Origin of the sequence: Massilia sp. LC238 (genome assembly GCF_000735635.1) — a bacterium.
GTDB lineage: Bacteria > Pseudomonadota > Gammaproteobacteria > Burkholderiales > Burkholderiaceae_D > Telluria > Telluria varians.
This window is the reverse complement of the sequence record NZ_JNNN01000053.1, coordinates 295,185-310,048: the sequence shown is the minus strand read 5'-3', so window position 1 is coordinate 310,048 and position 14,864 is coordinate 295,185. Positions and strand designations below refer to the sequence as shown.

Genomic DNA, 14,864 nt, shown 5'->3' with positions numbered 1-14,864 from the left:
AACAGGCGCCTCCTCAACTGATCTGGAATGCCTGGCGAATCATTCGACGCTGACCCTAACCTCATCGATGAAAACACACCGTTTCAATGTCTTCGGCACACTGGTTGCCATCAGCGGCAAGCCAGGTGCATGGCAGGCCTTCTATCCCGGCAACGACGGCACGCGCCGGCCGGCCGATTTCATCGTTCCTGCCGATGTCACTGAGGATGGGCTGGCCGACTACCTGGCCGACCTGTTCCATGAAGACGCGACCCCGAGGCGCAACACGGTCGAGCGCCTCCCTGCGAATTAGGTCCTAGCGGCGGCCGAACATCATCAGGTCGGCCAGCAGCAGGCGCGCCGGCTTGACGACGTCCAGCGCCGCCAGCGACAGGCCCAGCAGGGGCTGCAACGGGCCGCTGCCTGTGAAGGCGCGGGCCATCGTGTCGGTCAGGGAAATCGTCAGACTGCGGTCCTGGGCGCGTTCGCGCATGAAGCCCTCCAGCGCGCCTGGGGTGGCGCCGCGGCCCAGCTGGCGCGCCAGGACGGCGGCGTCGCGCAGGCCGAGGTTCAGGCCCTGGCCTGCGACCGGGTGCAGGGTCTGGGCGGCATTGCCGATCGCGACCGTCCGCGCGGTGGCGCGCGCTTCGGCGTTCAGGCCGAGCGGGAAGGCGACGCGCGGCGAGGCCGACGTGAACCTCCCGAGGCGGGTGCCGAAGGCCTCGCCCAGCTGGACCAGGAACCCGGCATCGTCGAGCAGCTGGACATCCAGCGCCCGTTCCGGCCGCATGCACCACACCAGCGCATACTGATGGCCATCGCCACCGTCCTGCGGCAGCAAGGCCAGCGGGCCCTCGTCGGTGAAGCGCTCGAAGGCGCGGTGGGCAAGCGGCTCGCTCACGCTCACGCGTGCGATCAAGGCCGTCTGGCCATAGTCACGCTGCTGCGCCTTGCTTTCCTGCTGGCCGAACACGCCGCCTTCCGCCTGCACCGCCACTTGGGCGAACACGGTGCGGCCGTCGTCGAGGCGCAGCGCCACGCCATCGTCCGTTTCGTCGAAGGATGCGACGCGGGCCGGGCGCAGGGTCGCCACGCCGGCCTTGTCGCAGGCGCGCGCCAGCGCATCCACCACGTCGCCGTAGCGCGCCACATAGCCCAGCGCCGGCAGCCTGTGCTCGGCCCGGTCCATCAGGCTGCGGCCCAGCTGGCCGCGGCGCGAGACGTGGATCTCGTGGATCGGCGTGGCCGGCAGCGGCCAGGCGCGCACTTCTTCGAGCAGCTGCACGCTGCCCCAGGACAGCGCGATCGAGCGCGGATCGGTGATCGCCTGGCCCAGCGACTTGCCGTCGACGAGGGCAATGCGGCTACCCTCGACACCGCGCCGGACCAAGAAGGCCGCCAGCGCCAGTCCGACCGGACCGGCGCCGCAGATCGCCACATCGACGTCAATGCGTTCGTCCGCCATTAGCACTCCTTCATCATGTTCTCAATCTCGGCCACGCCTTTCGGCGCATCGCCCGAGAGCACCCGGCAGCCGTCGTCCGTGACGATCACGTCGTCCTCGATCCGGATGCCGATGTTCCAATACGCTTCCGGCACGCCCTCCGCCGGACGCACGTAGATGCCCGGCTCCACCGTCAGCGCCATCCCCGGCAGCAGGGGCCGTGAGGGCTTGTCGGCCACGCTCAGGTCGCGGTAAGGGCCGACGTCGTGCACGTCCATGCCGAGCCAGTGGCCGGTGCCGTGCATGTAGAACTGCAGGTGCGCCTTGTCGGCGATCGCATCTTCGGGCGAACCGTATTTTTGCTTGTCGAGCAGGCCGACATCGAGCATGCCCGCGGCCAGCACCTTGACCGCCGCCTCGTGCATGCCGCTGTACGGCTGTCCGGGCACGATCGCGGCGAATGCCGCTTCCTGCGCCCGCAGCACCAGCTCGTACAAGGCTTTCTGCGGCGCACTGAAACGGCCGCCCACCGGCCAGCTGCGGGTGATGTCCGAGGCATAGCCATCCAGCTCGCAGCCGGCGTCGACCAGCACCAGCTCGCCCTCGCGGCACTGGCGGTCGTTCTGGTTGTAGTGCAGGACGCAGGCGTTGGCGCCGGAAGCGACGATCGGGGTATAGGCCGGGAACTGGGCGCCGTTGCGGCGGAATTCGTGCAGCAGCTCGGCCTCGATCTCGTATTCGAACACGCCGGGACGGGTAAACCGCATCGCACGGGCGTGGGCGGCTGCGGCGATGCCGGCGGCGCGCCCCATCAGCGCCTGTTCGTCCGCATCCTTCAGCAGGCGCATCTCGTCGAGCATGCCGAGCAGGTGGTGGGTGCTGCCGGGGGCCGTGATGCCGCTGCGGCCCTGCGCACGCACGGCCTTGAGCCAGCTTGCAACCTGGGCGTCGAGGGCGGCGCTGTGGCCCAGCGCGTAGTACAGCGCCGGCACGTTGGCCAGCAGCTTGCCCATCTGCGCATCGAGTTCGCCGACCGGATAGGCCTCGTCGAAGCCGAAGGCAATGCGCGCCGCTTCCGGTCCATGGCGGTAGCCGTCCCAGATCTCGCGTTCGGGGTTCTTCTCGCGGCAGAACAGGATCGAGCGCGCAGGCGTGTCACCGGCCGGGGCGAGCAGCACCAACACCGCCTCCGGTTCGGTGAAGCCGGTCAGGTAATAGAAATAGCTGTCGTGCCGGTAGGGATAGTCGCTGTCGCCGTTGCGCAGCACTTCCGGCGCAGTGGCCAGCACCGCGACCGATCCCGGCTGCATGCGCGCCGCCAGGCGCGCACGGCGTTCGATATGGCGCGTGACCGCGGTCGTCATGACCCCGTCTTGGCCGCCAGCGGCGCGTTCAGTTCTTCCAGCTGCTGGGCGGTGCCGACGTTGACCCACTGGCCGTTGTACAGCTCGCCGCCCACGCGGCCCTGCTCGATGAACTTGCGCATCAGGGGCCCGAACTTGACGAAGTCGCCGGCCTTGATCCCCTCGAACATCTCGGGGCGGTAGACGCCGATGCCGGCGAAGTTCCATTTAGTAGGACCGTCGTTGCGCAGGGTGTACATGTCGAGCGCGAAGTCGCCTTCCGGGTTGTGCCAGGGATTCGGCGTCAGCCACAGCCAGGCGATGTCGCGCTTGTCCGGCGGGTAGGGGATGCCCAGCATGTCCTTGTCCTTCAGGACGTCGAACACCTGCGAAAAGTCGAAGTAGGGCGCGTAGATGTCGCCCGACACCGCCAGGAAGGGTTCGTCGCCCAGCAGGTGCAGCGCATTGGCGATGCCGCCCGCGGTCTCGAGCGGGGTCGGCTCGTGCGAGTACACGATGCGCGCGCCGTACTTGCTGCCGTCGCCCAGCTCGTCCTCGATCATGTGGCCGAGGTGCGAGTGGTTGATGACGATGTCCTTGATCCCGGCGCGCACCAGGTTCAGCACGTGGTAGGTGATCATCGGCCGTCCACGCACCTTGAGCAGCGGCTTGGGGCAGGCGTCCGTGAGCGGGCGCATGCGCTCGCCGCGGCCGGCGGCGAAAATCATGGCTTTCATGAGAAAGGAATCGTCCTCAGAAGGTGTAGCCGACCTGCGGCGCCTTGTCCTCGAGCGAATCGAGCAGGCGCAGCAGCGGTTTCAGTTCGGTGTAGCGACCGGCGGTGCGGCGCACGTAATCCATGACCGTCGGCAGGTCGCCCAGGTAGTTCGGCTTGCCGTCGCGGTAGTTCAGGCGGCAGAAGATGCCGAGGATCTTCAGGTGGCGCTGCAGGGCCATGAATTCGAAGTCGCGGTAGAAGGCGTCGATGTCCGGGTTCACCGGCAGGCCGAGCTGCTTGGCGCTCTGCCAGTAGCGCACCACCCAGTCCAGCACGATCTCTTCGTCCCACTGGATGTAGGCGTCGCGCAGCAGCGAAGCCAGGTCGTAGGTGATCGGGCCGTAGACGGCGTCCTGGAAATCGAGCACGCCCGGGTTGTTCTGTTCGAGCCACATCAGGTTACGCGAATGGAAATCGCGGTGCATGTAGACCTGCTGCTGCGCCAGCACGTTGGCGGTGATCGCCTCGAACACCTTGTCCAGCTGTGCCTGCTGCTTCGCATCCAGGGTGACGCCCAGGTGACGCCCGATATACCACTCCGGGAACAGGTTCATCTCGCGCAGCACGAAGGCGCGGTCGAATTCCGGCAGCTTGCCAGGTTCGCTGGCGAGCTGGAACTTGAGCAGGGCGTCGACCGCGCTCGAGTACATGAAGGCGGCATTGTCCGAGTCCAGGCGCTGCAGGTAGGTGGTCACGCCGAGGTCGGACAGCAGCAGGAAGCCGCTCTCGACGGCTCTAGCGACGATCGCCGGCGCATTGACGCCGGCGTCCAGCAGGAGGCCCTGCACGTGGATGAAGGCCGGCACGTTCTCGCGCTCGGGCGGGGCATCCATGGCCACCAGGGTCGCGCCCAGTTTCTCGCGCATGGCGGGAACAACGTCGTAGCGGAAATAGCGACGGAAGCTGGCATCCGCGGATGCCGGGCGGCCGGTTTCCACTTCCACCAGGCCGGTCGAAGCCAGCCATTCGTTCAGCTGCTGCAGGCGCGCGTCCTTGTCAGCGGAAGTGGAAGAATTTTGATACAAAGAAGACATGAAGCGGCCTGGTGAATCGGGTTGATCAAAGTTATTCCCATATAATAAGGGATTCATTCCAAAAATACCGCCCTTTATGGCGCACGCAGATTCTCCATGAGCTGGTTTTCGGCCCACCCATTTCCTCCGCGACAAGCGCTCGCATTGTATGTACTGGCCAGTGCGGCCGCCGGCGTCGCGCTGCCGCTGCATGCACAGGACGTCGCTCCCACGCCACAGTCGAGCTCATCTCGCGATGAACAGGACCTGCCGATCACGATCCGCGCCGAGGAGATCAGCGGCCGTCCCGACCGCCAGATCAACCTCGAACGCAATGTCGAACTGACACGCGGCCAGACCCGCCTCACCGCCGACACCGCCTGCTACCAGCGCGTCGAAGACCAGGTGACGGCCGTCGGCAACGTCAGCATGTGGCGCTTCGGCGACCGCTACAAGGGCGACGAGCTGCAGCTGAACCTCGAGACGGGCAAGGGCTACGTGCTGCGCCCCGAGTACCGTTTGCAGCTGAATAACGCCCAGGGCAATGCCTCGCGCATCGACTTCCTCGGCGAAGACGTGGCGCTGGTGCGCGACGGCACCTACAGCACCTGCGAAGGCCCGGACCCGGACTGGTACCTCAAGTCGAGCACCCTGCGCCTGGACAGCGGCCGCGACGTCGGCCTGGCCGGCAAGACCGTCATCTATTTCAAGGACGTGCCGATCATCGGCACCCCGGCCCTGTCCTTCTCGCTGTCGGGCGCGCGCCGCTCCGGCTGGCTGGCGCCCACCGTGGGCTTCGGCTCCAAGGGCAAGGCCGAGGTCATGGTGCCGTATTACTTCAACATCGCCCCCAACCGCGACCTGACGCTGTACCCGCGCATGATGTTCGACCGCGGCCTGCAGCTCGGCGCCACCGGGCGCTACCTCGGCGTCACCGACCTGGGCGCCTACAATGGCGAGACCCACGTCGAGGGCCTGCGCAAGGACCGCGAGACCGGCGAAGACCGCTGGCGCGTCGACTCGGTGCACACCCAGGCCCTCGGCCCGGGCTGGTCCTACGGCTGGAACCTGCATGCGGCTTCGGACGACGAATACCCGAGCGACTTCTCGCGCACCGTGGCGGCCAGCGCCGAGCGCCAGCTGCTGCGCGAGGTGCGCACCGACTTCGTCGGCCAGTTCTGGAACCTCTCCGCGCGCGCCCAGAACTACCAGGTGCTGCAGGACCCGGCGGCCGCCAACGACCCGCGCCTGACGGTGCCGCGTCCCTACGACCGCCTGCCGCAGATTAACTTCCACGCCGGCCGCTACGACGTCAAGGGCTTCGACTGGGCGCTGGATGCCGAGGCGGTGAGCTTCTGGCACCCGGACTGGGTGCGCGGCAACCGCGCCGTGGCCGTGGCCCAGGTCAGCTACCCCTTCGTGCGTCCAGGCTGGTTCGTCACGCCCAAGCTCATCAGCCACCATACCAAGTATGACCTGGACCGCGCCAACGGCTACACCGGACCGACCAAGCTGTCGCGCAGCCTGAATACCTTCTCGCTCGACAGCGGCCTGGTGTTCGAGCGTGACACCACGCTGTTCAAGAACAGCATGACCCAGACCCTGGAGCCGCGCCTGTTCTACGTGTACACGCCGTACAAGGACCAGAGCCTGTTCCCGAACTTCGATACCGGCCGCGCGGGCTTCAACTACGCCCAGCTGTTCAGCGAGAACCGCTTCGTCGGGCTGGATCGAATGTCGGACGCCAACCAGATGACCGCCGCCGTGGTGTCGCGCTTCATCCAGTCCGACGGCGCCGAGCGCCTGCGCCTGGCCTTCGGCCAGCGCATCTATTTCGACGAGCCGCGCGTGCGCCTGCCGGGCGAGCCGGTGCACCAGAGCCGCTCGGACGTGCTGCTGGCGGCCTCGGGCCGCATCTCCGAAACCTGGAGCTTCGACAGCGGCGTACAATACGACGCGACCGGCAGCAACCTGTACAGCTCGAACCTGAGCACGCAGTGGCGCCCGGCCGCGATGAAGGTCCTGAACGCCGAATACCGCTACCAGCGCGGCAGCTTCCGCAACGTCGACCTGTCGGGGCAGTGGCCGCTGTCCTCGCGCTGGTACGGCGTCGGGCGCGTGAGCTATGCGCTGCGCTCGTACACCGTGGGCAGCGTCACGCCGGGCAAGGGCAAGCTGCTCGAGAGCCTGATCGGCCTCGAATACAAGGCCGATTGCTGGGTGTTCCGTTTCGGCGCACAGCGCTTCGTGACCGCGGCGCAGACCACCTCGACGCCGATCTTCTTCCAGCTCGAGCTCAATGGCCTGTCCCGCCTCGGTTCGGGCAACCCGCTCGAGGCCTTCAACAAGGCCGTGCCGGGCTACCAGCAGCTCACGACCAATGTGGGGCGTCCATGAGATTACCTCAAAAAACCGTAGCGAGCGGCGGCAATGGTGGTCGAGAAGCGCAGCTGTACTTTAGTACAGCGAGCATCGCAGACCGCCAGTGCAACGCGCAGTAGGTTTTTCGAGGTAATCTTTTTAAGGACGCCTTAAACGCCGTGGAGTACACTACTCGGCTGCTATTGAATGATTCTTCACCCTGAATGAGTGCTTTCCAGATGACGCGTACCACCCGTTTGCACACCATCAAGCTCGCCGCAACCCTGCTGTGCGCGCTGACCGCGGGCCAGGTTCTGGCCCAAGCCACGGCGCCGGCTGCGGCGCCGGCCGCCAAGCCGGGCAGCGGCTTCCTGCCGCCGGCGTCCAGCAATGCCAAGGTGCTCGACTCGATCCACGTCGTCGTCAATGACGAAGTGATCACGAAAAACGAGGTGGGCAACCGCGTGGCCCAGACCGCGCAGAACCTGAAGGCGCGCAACGTGCAGCTGCCGGACCAGTCCACCCTGGAGCGCCAGGTGGTCGAGGCGATGATCGTCGAGCGCGCCCAGCTCCAGCTGGCCAAGGAAATGGGCGTGCGCGTCGACGACCGCCGCCTCGACGCCACCATCGCCCGCATCGCCGAGAACCAGAAGATGTCGGTGCAGGAGATGCGCAACCAGATGGAGAAAGAGGGCCTGCCTTTCGGGCAGTTCCGCGAAGACATCCGCAACGAGATCATGATGCAGCAGTTGCGCGAGCACGAGGTCGACTCCAAGATCCAGGTCTCGGAAGCCGAGATCGACACCTACCTGGCCGCCTCCAAGGCCGCCGCGGCCGAGCGCGTCGAGATGAACCTGGCGCAGATCCTGGTGGCGGTGCCCGAGAACGCCTCGCCCGAGCAGATCGCGGCACGCCGCGCGCGCGCCGACGAAGTGGCGCGCCAGCTGCGCACCGGCGCCGACTTCGCCAAGATGGCCGCGACCTATTCCGACGCGCCCGACGCCCTGAAGGGCGGCGAAATCGGCTGGCGCGACCCGGACCGCCTGCCGGCCATCTTCGCCACCGAGCTGCGCAAGCTGAACAAGGGCCAGGTCACTCCCATCATCAAGACCAACGTCGGTTTCCACATCCTCAAGATGGCCGACAAGCGCAACCTGGCCGACGAGGCCGCGCCCGAGGACGCCGTGGTCCAGCAGACCCGCGTCAGCCACATCCTCATGAAGCCGACGCCGACCATGAACGCGGCCGAGGTCAAGAAGAAGCTGCTCGAGCTGAAGGAAAAGATCGTCAACAAGAGCGCCACCTTCGAAGACCTGGCGCGCCAGAACAGCCAGGAACCGGGCAGTGCGGCCAAGGGCGGCGACCTGGGCTGGCTGGAGCCGGGCGACGCCGGTCCGGAATTCGACCAGGCCCTGTCCACGCTGAAGCCGGGCGAGGTCTCGGACGTCATCGAGTCGCCGTTCGGCTTCCACATCCTGCGCGTCACCGAGCGCAAGTCGGAAGACCAGAGCAAGCAGCGCGAGCGTAACAATGCACGTCAGGTGCTGCGCGAACGCAAGATGCAGGAAGCGCTGGAAGACTGGATGCGCCAGGTGCGCGACCGCGCCTACGTCGAGTTCCGCGAGGAGCAGTAAGCCATGCTGATGTCGAACGGACGCCGGCCCACCCTCGCGGTCACGGTCGGCGAGCCGGCCGGCATCGGTCCCGAGATCTCGATCCGCGCGGCCTGGGCGCTGCGCGAATCCGCCAACTGCGTGCTGGTCGGCGACGCCGCCTTCCTGGCGCTCACCGCCAGCCTGATCGATCCCGCCATCCGCCTGTCGGCCCTGTCGATCCAGGCCCTGCGCAACGGCGGCCTGCCGCACTTCGGCAAGGACCGCCTGGCCGTCATCGACGTGCCGCTCGCCGCCCACGTGGTCCCGGGCCTGCTGAATGCCGAGAACGGGCGCGCCGTGCTGGCGACCCTGGACCTCGCGATCGAAGGCGCCAAGTGTGGCTGGTTCGACGGCATCGTTACCGCGCCGCTCCAGAAAAGCACGATCAACGACGCCGGCGTGGCCTTTTCCGGCCATACCGAATACCTGGCCGAGAAGACCAGCACCCCGAAGGTCGTGATGATGCTGGCGGGGCAGCCCGGCGCGGCAGGGGGAAATGAGCAGCCCTACCTGCGGGTGGCGCTGGCCACCACCCATTTGCCGCTGAAGGACGTCCCGGCGGCGCTGACGCCGGAGAACCTGGCGCAGGTGATCGACATCGTCGACGCCGACCTGAAGAACAAGTTCGGCATCGCCGCGCCGCGCATCCTGGTCACCGGCCTGAACCCGCACGCGGGCGAGAACGGCTATCTGGGCCGCGAAGAGATCGAGGTCATCACGCCCGTACTCGAAGCGGCACGGGCGCGCGGCATCGACGCGCGCGGTCCCTATCCGGCCGACACCCTGTTCCAGCCGAAGTACCTGCGGGATGCCGACTGCGTGCTGGCGATGTACCACGACCAGGGCCTGCCGGTGCTGAAGCACGCCACCTTCGGGCGCGGCATCAACGTCACGCTCGGCCTGCCGATCGTGCGCACTTCGGTCGACCACGGCACCGCGCTCGACCTGGCGGCGCAGGGCCTGGGTCTGGCCGACTGCGGCAGCATGGAGGAGGCGATCCGCGCCGCCATGCAGATGGCGGCCTCGAACCGCCGCTGAACGAACACAACTACTAGAACACCATGAGCAAACACGTAGCACGCAAGCGCTTCGGCCAGAACTTCCTGACCGACAAACTCGTCCTGGACAACATCATCGACGCCATCGGCCCACAGCGCGGCCAGGCGATGGTCGAGATCGGGCCGGGCCTGGCCGCCATGACGGCGCTGCTGCTCAAGTCGCTCGACCACATGCACGTCGTCGAGCTGGACCGCGACCTGGTGGCGCGCCTGGAAAAGGCCTATCCGCGCGAGAAGCTCACCGTGCACTCGGGCGATGCGCTGAAATTCGATTTCGGATCGATCCCGGTGCCGGAAGGCCGGAAGCTGCGCGTGGTCGGCAACCTGCCGTACAACATCTCGAGCCCGCTGCTGTTCCACCTGGCCGAATTCGCGCCGCTGGTCGAGGACCAGCATTTCATGCTGCAGAAGGAAGTGGTCGAGCGCATAGTGGCCGAGCCGGGCACCAAGGCCTACAGCCGTCTGTCGGTGATGCTGCAGTGGCGCTACGACATGGACCTGCTGTTCATCGTCCCTCCGACCGCATTCGACCCGCCGCCCCAGGTGGACTCGGCGATCGTGCGCATGATCCCCAAGCGCCAGAAGCTGGAAGTGGATGGCGACAAGCTGGAAAAGGTCGTGGCCAAGGCCTTCTCGCAGCGCCGCAAGGTGATCCGCAACTGCGTGGCGGGCATGTTCACCGAGGCGCAGCTGGTCGACGCCGGGATCGATCCGGGCGCACGGCCGGAAGCGGTGGGCCTGGAGCAGTACGTGGCGCTAGCAAACCTGCCCTGATCTTCCCGCGCTGGGCGGCGCCTTGCCGTCCAGCGAAACTCCCTCAATCCTGCTCTACATTGCGCTGCACAACGACGGCGCATCCCGTTTTTCGTCCCTTCATCCGCCAATTCCTGCAGTCCGTCGCACCCCGGTGGAAGCCGCGGGACGCCTTGGCTAAAGTGCTTCCATCGACAAGCCGCACGACACACGAAGCGGCCACCAACTCACCGAAGGGAGCACAAAATGAACGTCCTCAAGCACATGGAAGCCATCTTCCTCGCCACCCTGGTCCTCGCCGGCGTCAGCAGCTATGCGCAGGCCGCCACCACCCGCGCGGCCGAGGCATACAATGCCCAGGTGTCGATGGGCGCCTCGCAGGTCGCCGTGGTGAAGGTCACGGCCAAGCGTCCGGCCTGATTTCCGATGCCCCCTTCCGGCCACCGCCGGGCGGCGGGCAAAAAAAAGCCCGCTGGGTAGCGGGCTTGAAATCCAATTCTTTTCTGAGGAGAGTTGGAGGAGACAGGAGTTAGTATGCTGCGTCACAGCATATAAGTCCAATTTTCCTTTCGCATATTCGACATAAGTTTTTCGAATATCTTATGAGGAGCGGACGCAGGTGATGTTGATGTTGGTAACATCAGCGTCGCCCATGATGCCGGTCGGGTTCTGGACCGTGCAGACGGCGTCTTTCGGCTGGGTCACGATGGTCACGCCATAGGACTGGTTGTACTCCACCGGGACAACCATCGAGTACTTGAACGCGGCGCCGGTGGTGTTGGCTTCAGGCGGGATGATCACGGTGGTGCCGGTGGTGCTGCCATTGGCCAGCACCAGGCCGGTATTGTCCTTGGTCAGGCCCGTGACTTCGCCGCCGATCGCATGCGTCTGGATGAAGCACTCGAAGCGGGCATTGATCACGGCCAGCTGGCCGGCCGTGCCAACCGTGCTGTTCGGCGCGTATTGGTAGATGCGGCAGTCCTGGTGCTGCGGATTGGACGTGATGCGCACGTCGTAGGTGTCGCCGTACTCCAGCTTTTTCGAGAAACTGAACGTGACTTCTTCGCCAGCCTTGGCCGGCGGCGCGATGTTGATGGTCTCGGTGCCGTTGTTGGTCAGCGTCATGCCCGGGTACACGATACCTGCGACGCGGCCGCCCACCGTAAAACTGTCGTCGTCGCCACCGCCACCGCAGGATGCCAGGGCCGCTGCCATTGCCAGCATGCTTGCCGGACGGATCAGGGAAAACTTCATGAAGCTTGCTCCAGGATATACAGTGTTGATCAAGTACGCGGGCCGCAGGTCACGGTCACGTTGGTGATGTCGGCCTGGCCCACGGTGCCGCTGCCGTTGGCAACGGTGCAGGTCTGGTTGTCGGGCTGGGTCAGGATGGCGATGCCGTAGGGCGCGTCTTCGTTGACCTTGGCCATGGTGAAGGAGGTGGCGCCGGGGGCGACCGTGACGCGGTCGGAACCGTTGACCAGCACCAGGGTGCCGGTGAGGCCGGTGACGGTGCCCTTCAGCTCATGCTGGCGGATGGTGCATTCGACGTAGATGGTGTTGATGTCGATGGCAACCTTGCCTTTTCCGTTGGTTACGGTGCAAGTTTCAGCATTGCTGGGGAAACTCTTGGCCGTCACGTTGTAGTCGGAATCGGTTTCCACCATGTCAGGGAAATAGAAATTGCCGATACCTCCGTTGGTCGGATTGATGACCAGGTCGGAGCCGCCATTGTTCTGCAGGACCAGGCCAGGCTTGGTCACGCCCGAAAACGAACCGCTGATAACCCGGTCGCCATCGCCGCCGCCGCAGGCGGACAGCGCCAGCGCGCATGCCAGCGCAGCACCGGCACGCAGGTACGAACTCTTCATAATTTCTCCAAAAAATCTGACTGGTGAACGTGCAAAGCGTGTGCAAGTGAGCTGTGGACACGCTGGTGGACGAGCTACGACCACATTATATTAGCCCAACATTTTAGTCCATTTAACAAGCGACTGGACGGTTTGCCTTTGTATCACGCTGTAACCGTGGGTAGCAGGGGACAGTGCCCGATTGCTTTCTACGGGCGTGCTCGCTATCCTTGGGCCAGGCACCATCTTCCCAGCAAGCACACCATGATCCAGCGCCGCGCCTGGCCCAAAGCCGTATTGTTCGACCTCGACGACACCCTGTGGCCGATCGCCCCGGTGATCCTGGAGGCCGAGCAGATCCTGTTCGCCTGGCTGCGCCAGCATGCGCCGCGGGTGGCGCAGCAGTTCACCATCGAGACGCTGCGCCAGGCCCGGCTCGAGCTGCTGGCGCGCCAGCCCGAATTCCAGCTCGACTTGGGCGCCCTGCGCCGGGCCGGCCTGATCGCCGCCTTCGAGCAGGCCGGCGAGGATGCGGGCAAGGTGGAGCTGGCGATGACCGAATTCTTCGCGGCGCGCAATGCGGTGATTCCCTATGACGACGTGCTGCCCGGCCTGCTGCGCCTGAAGGGCAGGGTGCGGATCGGCTCGGTCACCAACGGCAATGCCGACCTGCAGACGATCGGCCTGGCGCGCCATTTCGATGCCTCGGTCGCCGCCCCCAGCTTCGGCGTCGCCAAGCCGGACCCGCGGATCTTCCTGGAGGCCTGCCGTCTGCTGGGCGTGGCGCCGCAGGAGGCGGTGTACGTGGGCGACGACCTGCTGCTGGACGTCCAGGGCGCCCAGCGCGCCGGGCTGCGCGCCGTGTGGATGAACCGGATCGGCAAGGTCAACGACATGCCGGAACAGGTCCGGCCCGACCTGGAAACGAGCAGCCTGGACGGGCTGCTGGACTGGCTCAAGCGCGAGCACGCCTGAACTGGCGCCCCGCCCGCTATCGCGTGCATAATAAGAGCATGCAACTCGAACCCCGCGCCCAGACCCTGCTCAAAGCCCTTGTCGAGCGCTACATCGCCGACGGCCAGCCTGTCGGTTCGCGTGCGCTGTCGAAGATTTCCGGCCTCGACCTGTCGCCGGCCACGATCCGCAACATCATGGCCGACCTCGAGGAAATGGGCTACGTCGCCAGTCCGCACACCTCGGCCGGCCGCATCCCGACCCCGCGCGGCTACCGGCTGTTCGTCGACACCCTGCTCACCGTGCAGCACATCGACGAGCAGGCTGCCCAGCACATGCGCCTCCCGAGCCAGCAGCCCCAGAAGATCATCGCCAACGCGGCCCAGATGCTGTCCTCGCTGTCGCAGTTCGCCGGCGTGGTGCAAAGCCCGCGGCGCGAGTCGGTGTTCCAGCAGATCGAATTCCTGCGCCTGTCCGAAAAGCGCATCCTGCTGGTCATCGTCGATCCGCGCGGCGACGTCCAGAACCGCCTCCTGCACACCGACGTCGACTACACGCCGGGCCAGCTGACCCAGTCGGCCAATTACCTGAACCAGAATTATGCGGGCCTCACCTTCGACCAGGTGCGCGCGCGCCTGGGCGGCGAACTGCGCCAGCTGCGCGACGACATGGGCAAGCTGATGCAGGTGGCGGTGGAGGCGGGCAGCGAGGCGATGGCCGAGGGCGACGACATGGTGATCGCGGGCGAACGCAACCTGCTGTCGGTGTCGGACCTGTCGTCCAACATGTCGTCCCTGCGCCAGATGTTCGAGATGTTCGAGCAGAAGACCGGCCTGATGCAGCTGCTCGAGGTGTCGAGCAAGGCGGGCGGGGTGCAGATCTTCATCGGCGGCGAATCCAAGCTGGTGCCGATGGACGAGATGAGCGTGGTGACGGCGCCCTACGAGGTCAATGGACGCATCGTCGGCACCCTGGGAGTGATCGGGCCGACGCGTATGGCCTACGAGCGCGTGATCCCGATCGTCGACATCACGGCCAAGCTGCTGTCGAACGCCCTGAGCCAGTCGTAGGGGTGTAAAAAAGCGGCCATGGCTGCGTTGCCTCGTCTCGCCGTACTACCCGTACTGTCTTCGGCTCGGCGCCTTGCCCTGGCCGCTTTTTACACCCCTACCTGAATCAGTGGCGGTGCGGGCAGGCCGGCTTCACGCAATTGCCGTAGATCGCCAGCGAGTGCTCGGCGATCTTGAAGCCGCGTTCCACCGCGATCTTGTGCTGGCGCGCTTCGATTTCTTCGTCGTAGAACTCTTCCACGTGGCCGCAGTCGAGGCAGACGAGGTGGTCGTGGTGCGAACCGGCATTCAGCTCGTAGATGGCCTTGCCGGTCTCGAAGTGGTTGCGGTTCAGCAGGCCGGCCTGTTCGAACTGGGTCAGCACGCGGTACACGGTGGCCAGGCCCACGTCCATGTTGTCGGCGAGGAGGATTTTGTAGACATCTTCCGCCGTCAGGTGCCGAACGGAGCTGTTCTGGAAGATTTCCAGGATTTTCAGGCGTGGCAGGGTTGCCTTCAGGCCGCTGGCCTTCAGGTCGCTGGGGTTGTTACTCATGTTTGTTGCTCGTAGTTTGGCGGAGTGCTTTATGATATAGCGTTTTGGAGCTCCCGCTCAAACGTTTTGAG

Annotated in this window: 15 protein-coding genes; 8 read left to right on the top strand and 7 right to left on the bottom strand. The window is 65.7% G+C overall.

Annotated elements, in window-relative coordinates:
• Positions 1 to 67: 67 nt before the first annotated feature.
• The gene (locus FG94_RS15710; RefSeq protein ID WP_036213444.1) at positions 68 to 292 is read left to right on the top strand and encodes a hypothetical protein; all 225 of its coding nucleotides are present in this window, start codon (positions 68 to 70) and stop codon (positions 290 to 292) included.
• A 3-nt stretch (positions 293 to 295) separates the two neighbouring features.
• Here FG94_RS15710 and FG94_RS15705 read toward each other — a convergent pair whose 3' ends face one another.
• From FG94_RS15705 to FG94_RS15690, 4 genes are read right to left on the bottom strand one after another with little or no spacing between them, the layout of a single operon-like run.
• On the bottom strand, positions 296 to 1,444 hold the full coding sequence (locus tag FG94_RS15705; protein ID WP_036213441.1) for a UbiH/UbiF/VisC/COQ6 family ubiquinone biosynthesis hydroxylase: 1,149 nt from the start codon (positions 1,442 to 1,444) through the stop codon (positions 296 to 298).
• Positions 1,444 to 2,787, bottom strand: coding sequence for an aminopeptidase P N-terminal domain-containing protein (locus tag FG94_RS15700; RefSeq protein WP_036213438.1), 1,344 nt, complete (start codon positions 2,785 to 2,787; stop codon positions 1,444 to 1,446). Before FG94_RS15700 ends, FG94_RS15705 begins: the two co-directional genes overlap by 1 nt.
• Positions 2,784 to 3,503: an N-acetylmuramate alpha-1-phosphate uridylyltransferase MurU gene (gene murU / locus FG94_RS15695; RefSeq protein ID WP_036213435.1), complete on the bottom strand. Its 720-nt coding sequence runs from the start codon at positions 3,501 to 3,503 to the stop codon at positions 2,784 to 2,786. The genes FG94_RS15700 and murU overlap by 4 nt, the downstream gene beginning before the upstream one ends.
• A gap of 16 nt (positions 3,504 to 3,519) precedes the next feature.
• On the bottom strand, positions 3,520 to 4,578 hold the full coding sequence (locus FG94_RS15690; protein ID WP_036213432.1) for an aminoglycoside phosphotransferase family protein: 1,059 nt from the start codon (positions 4,576 to 4,578) through the stop codon (positions 3,520 to 3,522).
• A gap of 96 nt (positions 4,579 to 4,674) precedes the next feature.
• Between FG94_RS15690 and FG94_RS15685 the strand changes: the two genes are divergently transcribed.
• From FG94_RS15685 to FG94_RS27920, 5 genes are all read left to right on the top strand, one after another.
• The gene (locus tag FG94_RS15685) at positions 4,675 to 6,954 is read left to right on the top strand and encodes an LPS-assembly protein LptD (RefSeq protein WP_036213430.1); all 2,280 of its coding nucleotides are present in this window, start codon (positions 4,675 to 4,677) and stop codon (positions 6,952 to 6,954) included.
• 203 nt (positions 6,955 to 7,157) lie between these two features.
• Positions 7,158 to 8,552 (top strand): peptidylprolyl isomerase, encoded by a 1,395-nt coding sequence (locus FG94_RS15680; protein WP_036213591.1) that lies wholly within the window; start codon positions 7,158 to 7,160, stop codon positions 8,550 to 8,552.
• Positions 8,553 to 8,561: 9 nt separating this feature from the next.
• Positions 8,562 to 9,611, top strand: coding sequence for a 4-hydroxythreonine-4-phosphate dehydrogenase PdxA (pdxA, locus tag FG94_RS15675; protein ID WP_036213588.1), 1,050 nt, complete (start codon positions 8,562 to 8,564; stop codon positions 9,609 to 9,611).
• 23 nt (positions 9,612 to 9,634) lie between these two features.
• Positions 9,635 to 10,405 carry a 16S rRNA (adenine(1518)-N(6)/adenine(1519)-N(6))-dimethyltransferase RsmA gene (gene rsmA / locus FG94_RS15670; RefSeq protein WP_036213428.1) on the top strand — a complete coding sequence of 257 codons (771 nt, stop codon included), beginning with the start codon at positions 9,635 to 9,637 and terminating at the stop codon, positions 10,403 to 10,405.
• Positions 10,406 to 10,630: 225 nt separating this feature from the next.
• The gene (locus FG94_RS27920; protein ID WP_200879983.1) at positions 10,631 to 10,804 is read left to right on the top strand and encodes a hypothetical protein; all 174 of its coding nucleotides are present in this window, start codon (positions 10,631 to 10,633) and stop codon (positions 10,802 to 10,804) included.
• A 180-nt stretch (positions 10,805 to 10,984) separates the two neighbouring features.
• On the opposite strand, the gene FG94_RS15665 is transcribed toward FG94_RS27920, so the two are convergent.
• Together FG94_RS15665 and FG94_RS15660 are read right to left on the bottom strand one after the other, a co-directional pair.
• Positions 10,985 to 11,638 carry a hypothetical protein gene (locus FG94_RS15665; protein WP_036213426.1) on the bottom strand — a complete coding sequence of 218 codons (654 nt, stop codon included), beginning with the start codon at positions 11,636 to 11,638 and terminating at the stop codon, positions 10,985 to 10,987.
• 29 nt (positions 11,639 to 11,667) lie between these two features.
• On the bottom strand, positions 11,668 to 12,255 hold the full coding sequence (locus tag FG94_RS15660) for a hypothetical protein (protein WP_036213423.1): 588 nt from the start codon (positions 12,253 to 12,255) through the stop codon (positions 11,668 to 11,670).
• Between the two features lie 243 nt (positions 12,256 to 12,498).
• Here FG94_RS15660 and FG94_RS15655 point away from each other — a divergent pair, with 243 nt between their 5' ends.
• Positions 12,499 to 13,209 carry an HAD family hydrolase gene (locus tag FG94_RS15655; RefSeq protein WP_036213420.1) on the top strand — a complete coding sequence of 237 codons (711 nt, stop codon included), beginning with the start codon at positions 12,499 to 12,501 and terminating at the stop codon, positions 13,207 to 13,209.
• A 38-nt stretch (positions 13,210 to 13,247) separates the two neighbouring features.
• Complete coding sequence (hrcA, locus tag FG94_RS15650) at positions 13,248 to 14,258, top strand: heat-inducible transcriptional repressor HrcA (RefSeq protein WP_036213416.1); 1,011 nt, start codon at positions 13,248 to 13,250, stop codon at positions 14,256 to 14,258.
• Positions 14,259 to 14,364: 106 nt separating this feature from the next.
• Here the strand turns inward: hrcA and fur are convergent, their stop codons facing one another.
• Positions 14,365 to 14,793 (bottom strand): ferric iron uptake transcriptional regulator, encoded by a 429-nt coding sequence (gene fur / locus FG94_RS15645; RefSeq protein WP_036213413.1) that lies wholly within the window; start codon positions 14,791 to 14,793, stop codon positions 14,365 to 14,367.
• Between the last annotated feature and the right edge of the window lie 71 nt (positions 14,794 to 14,864).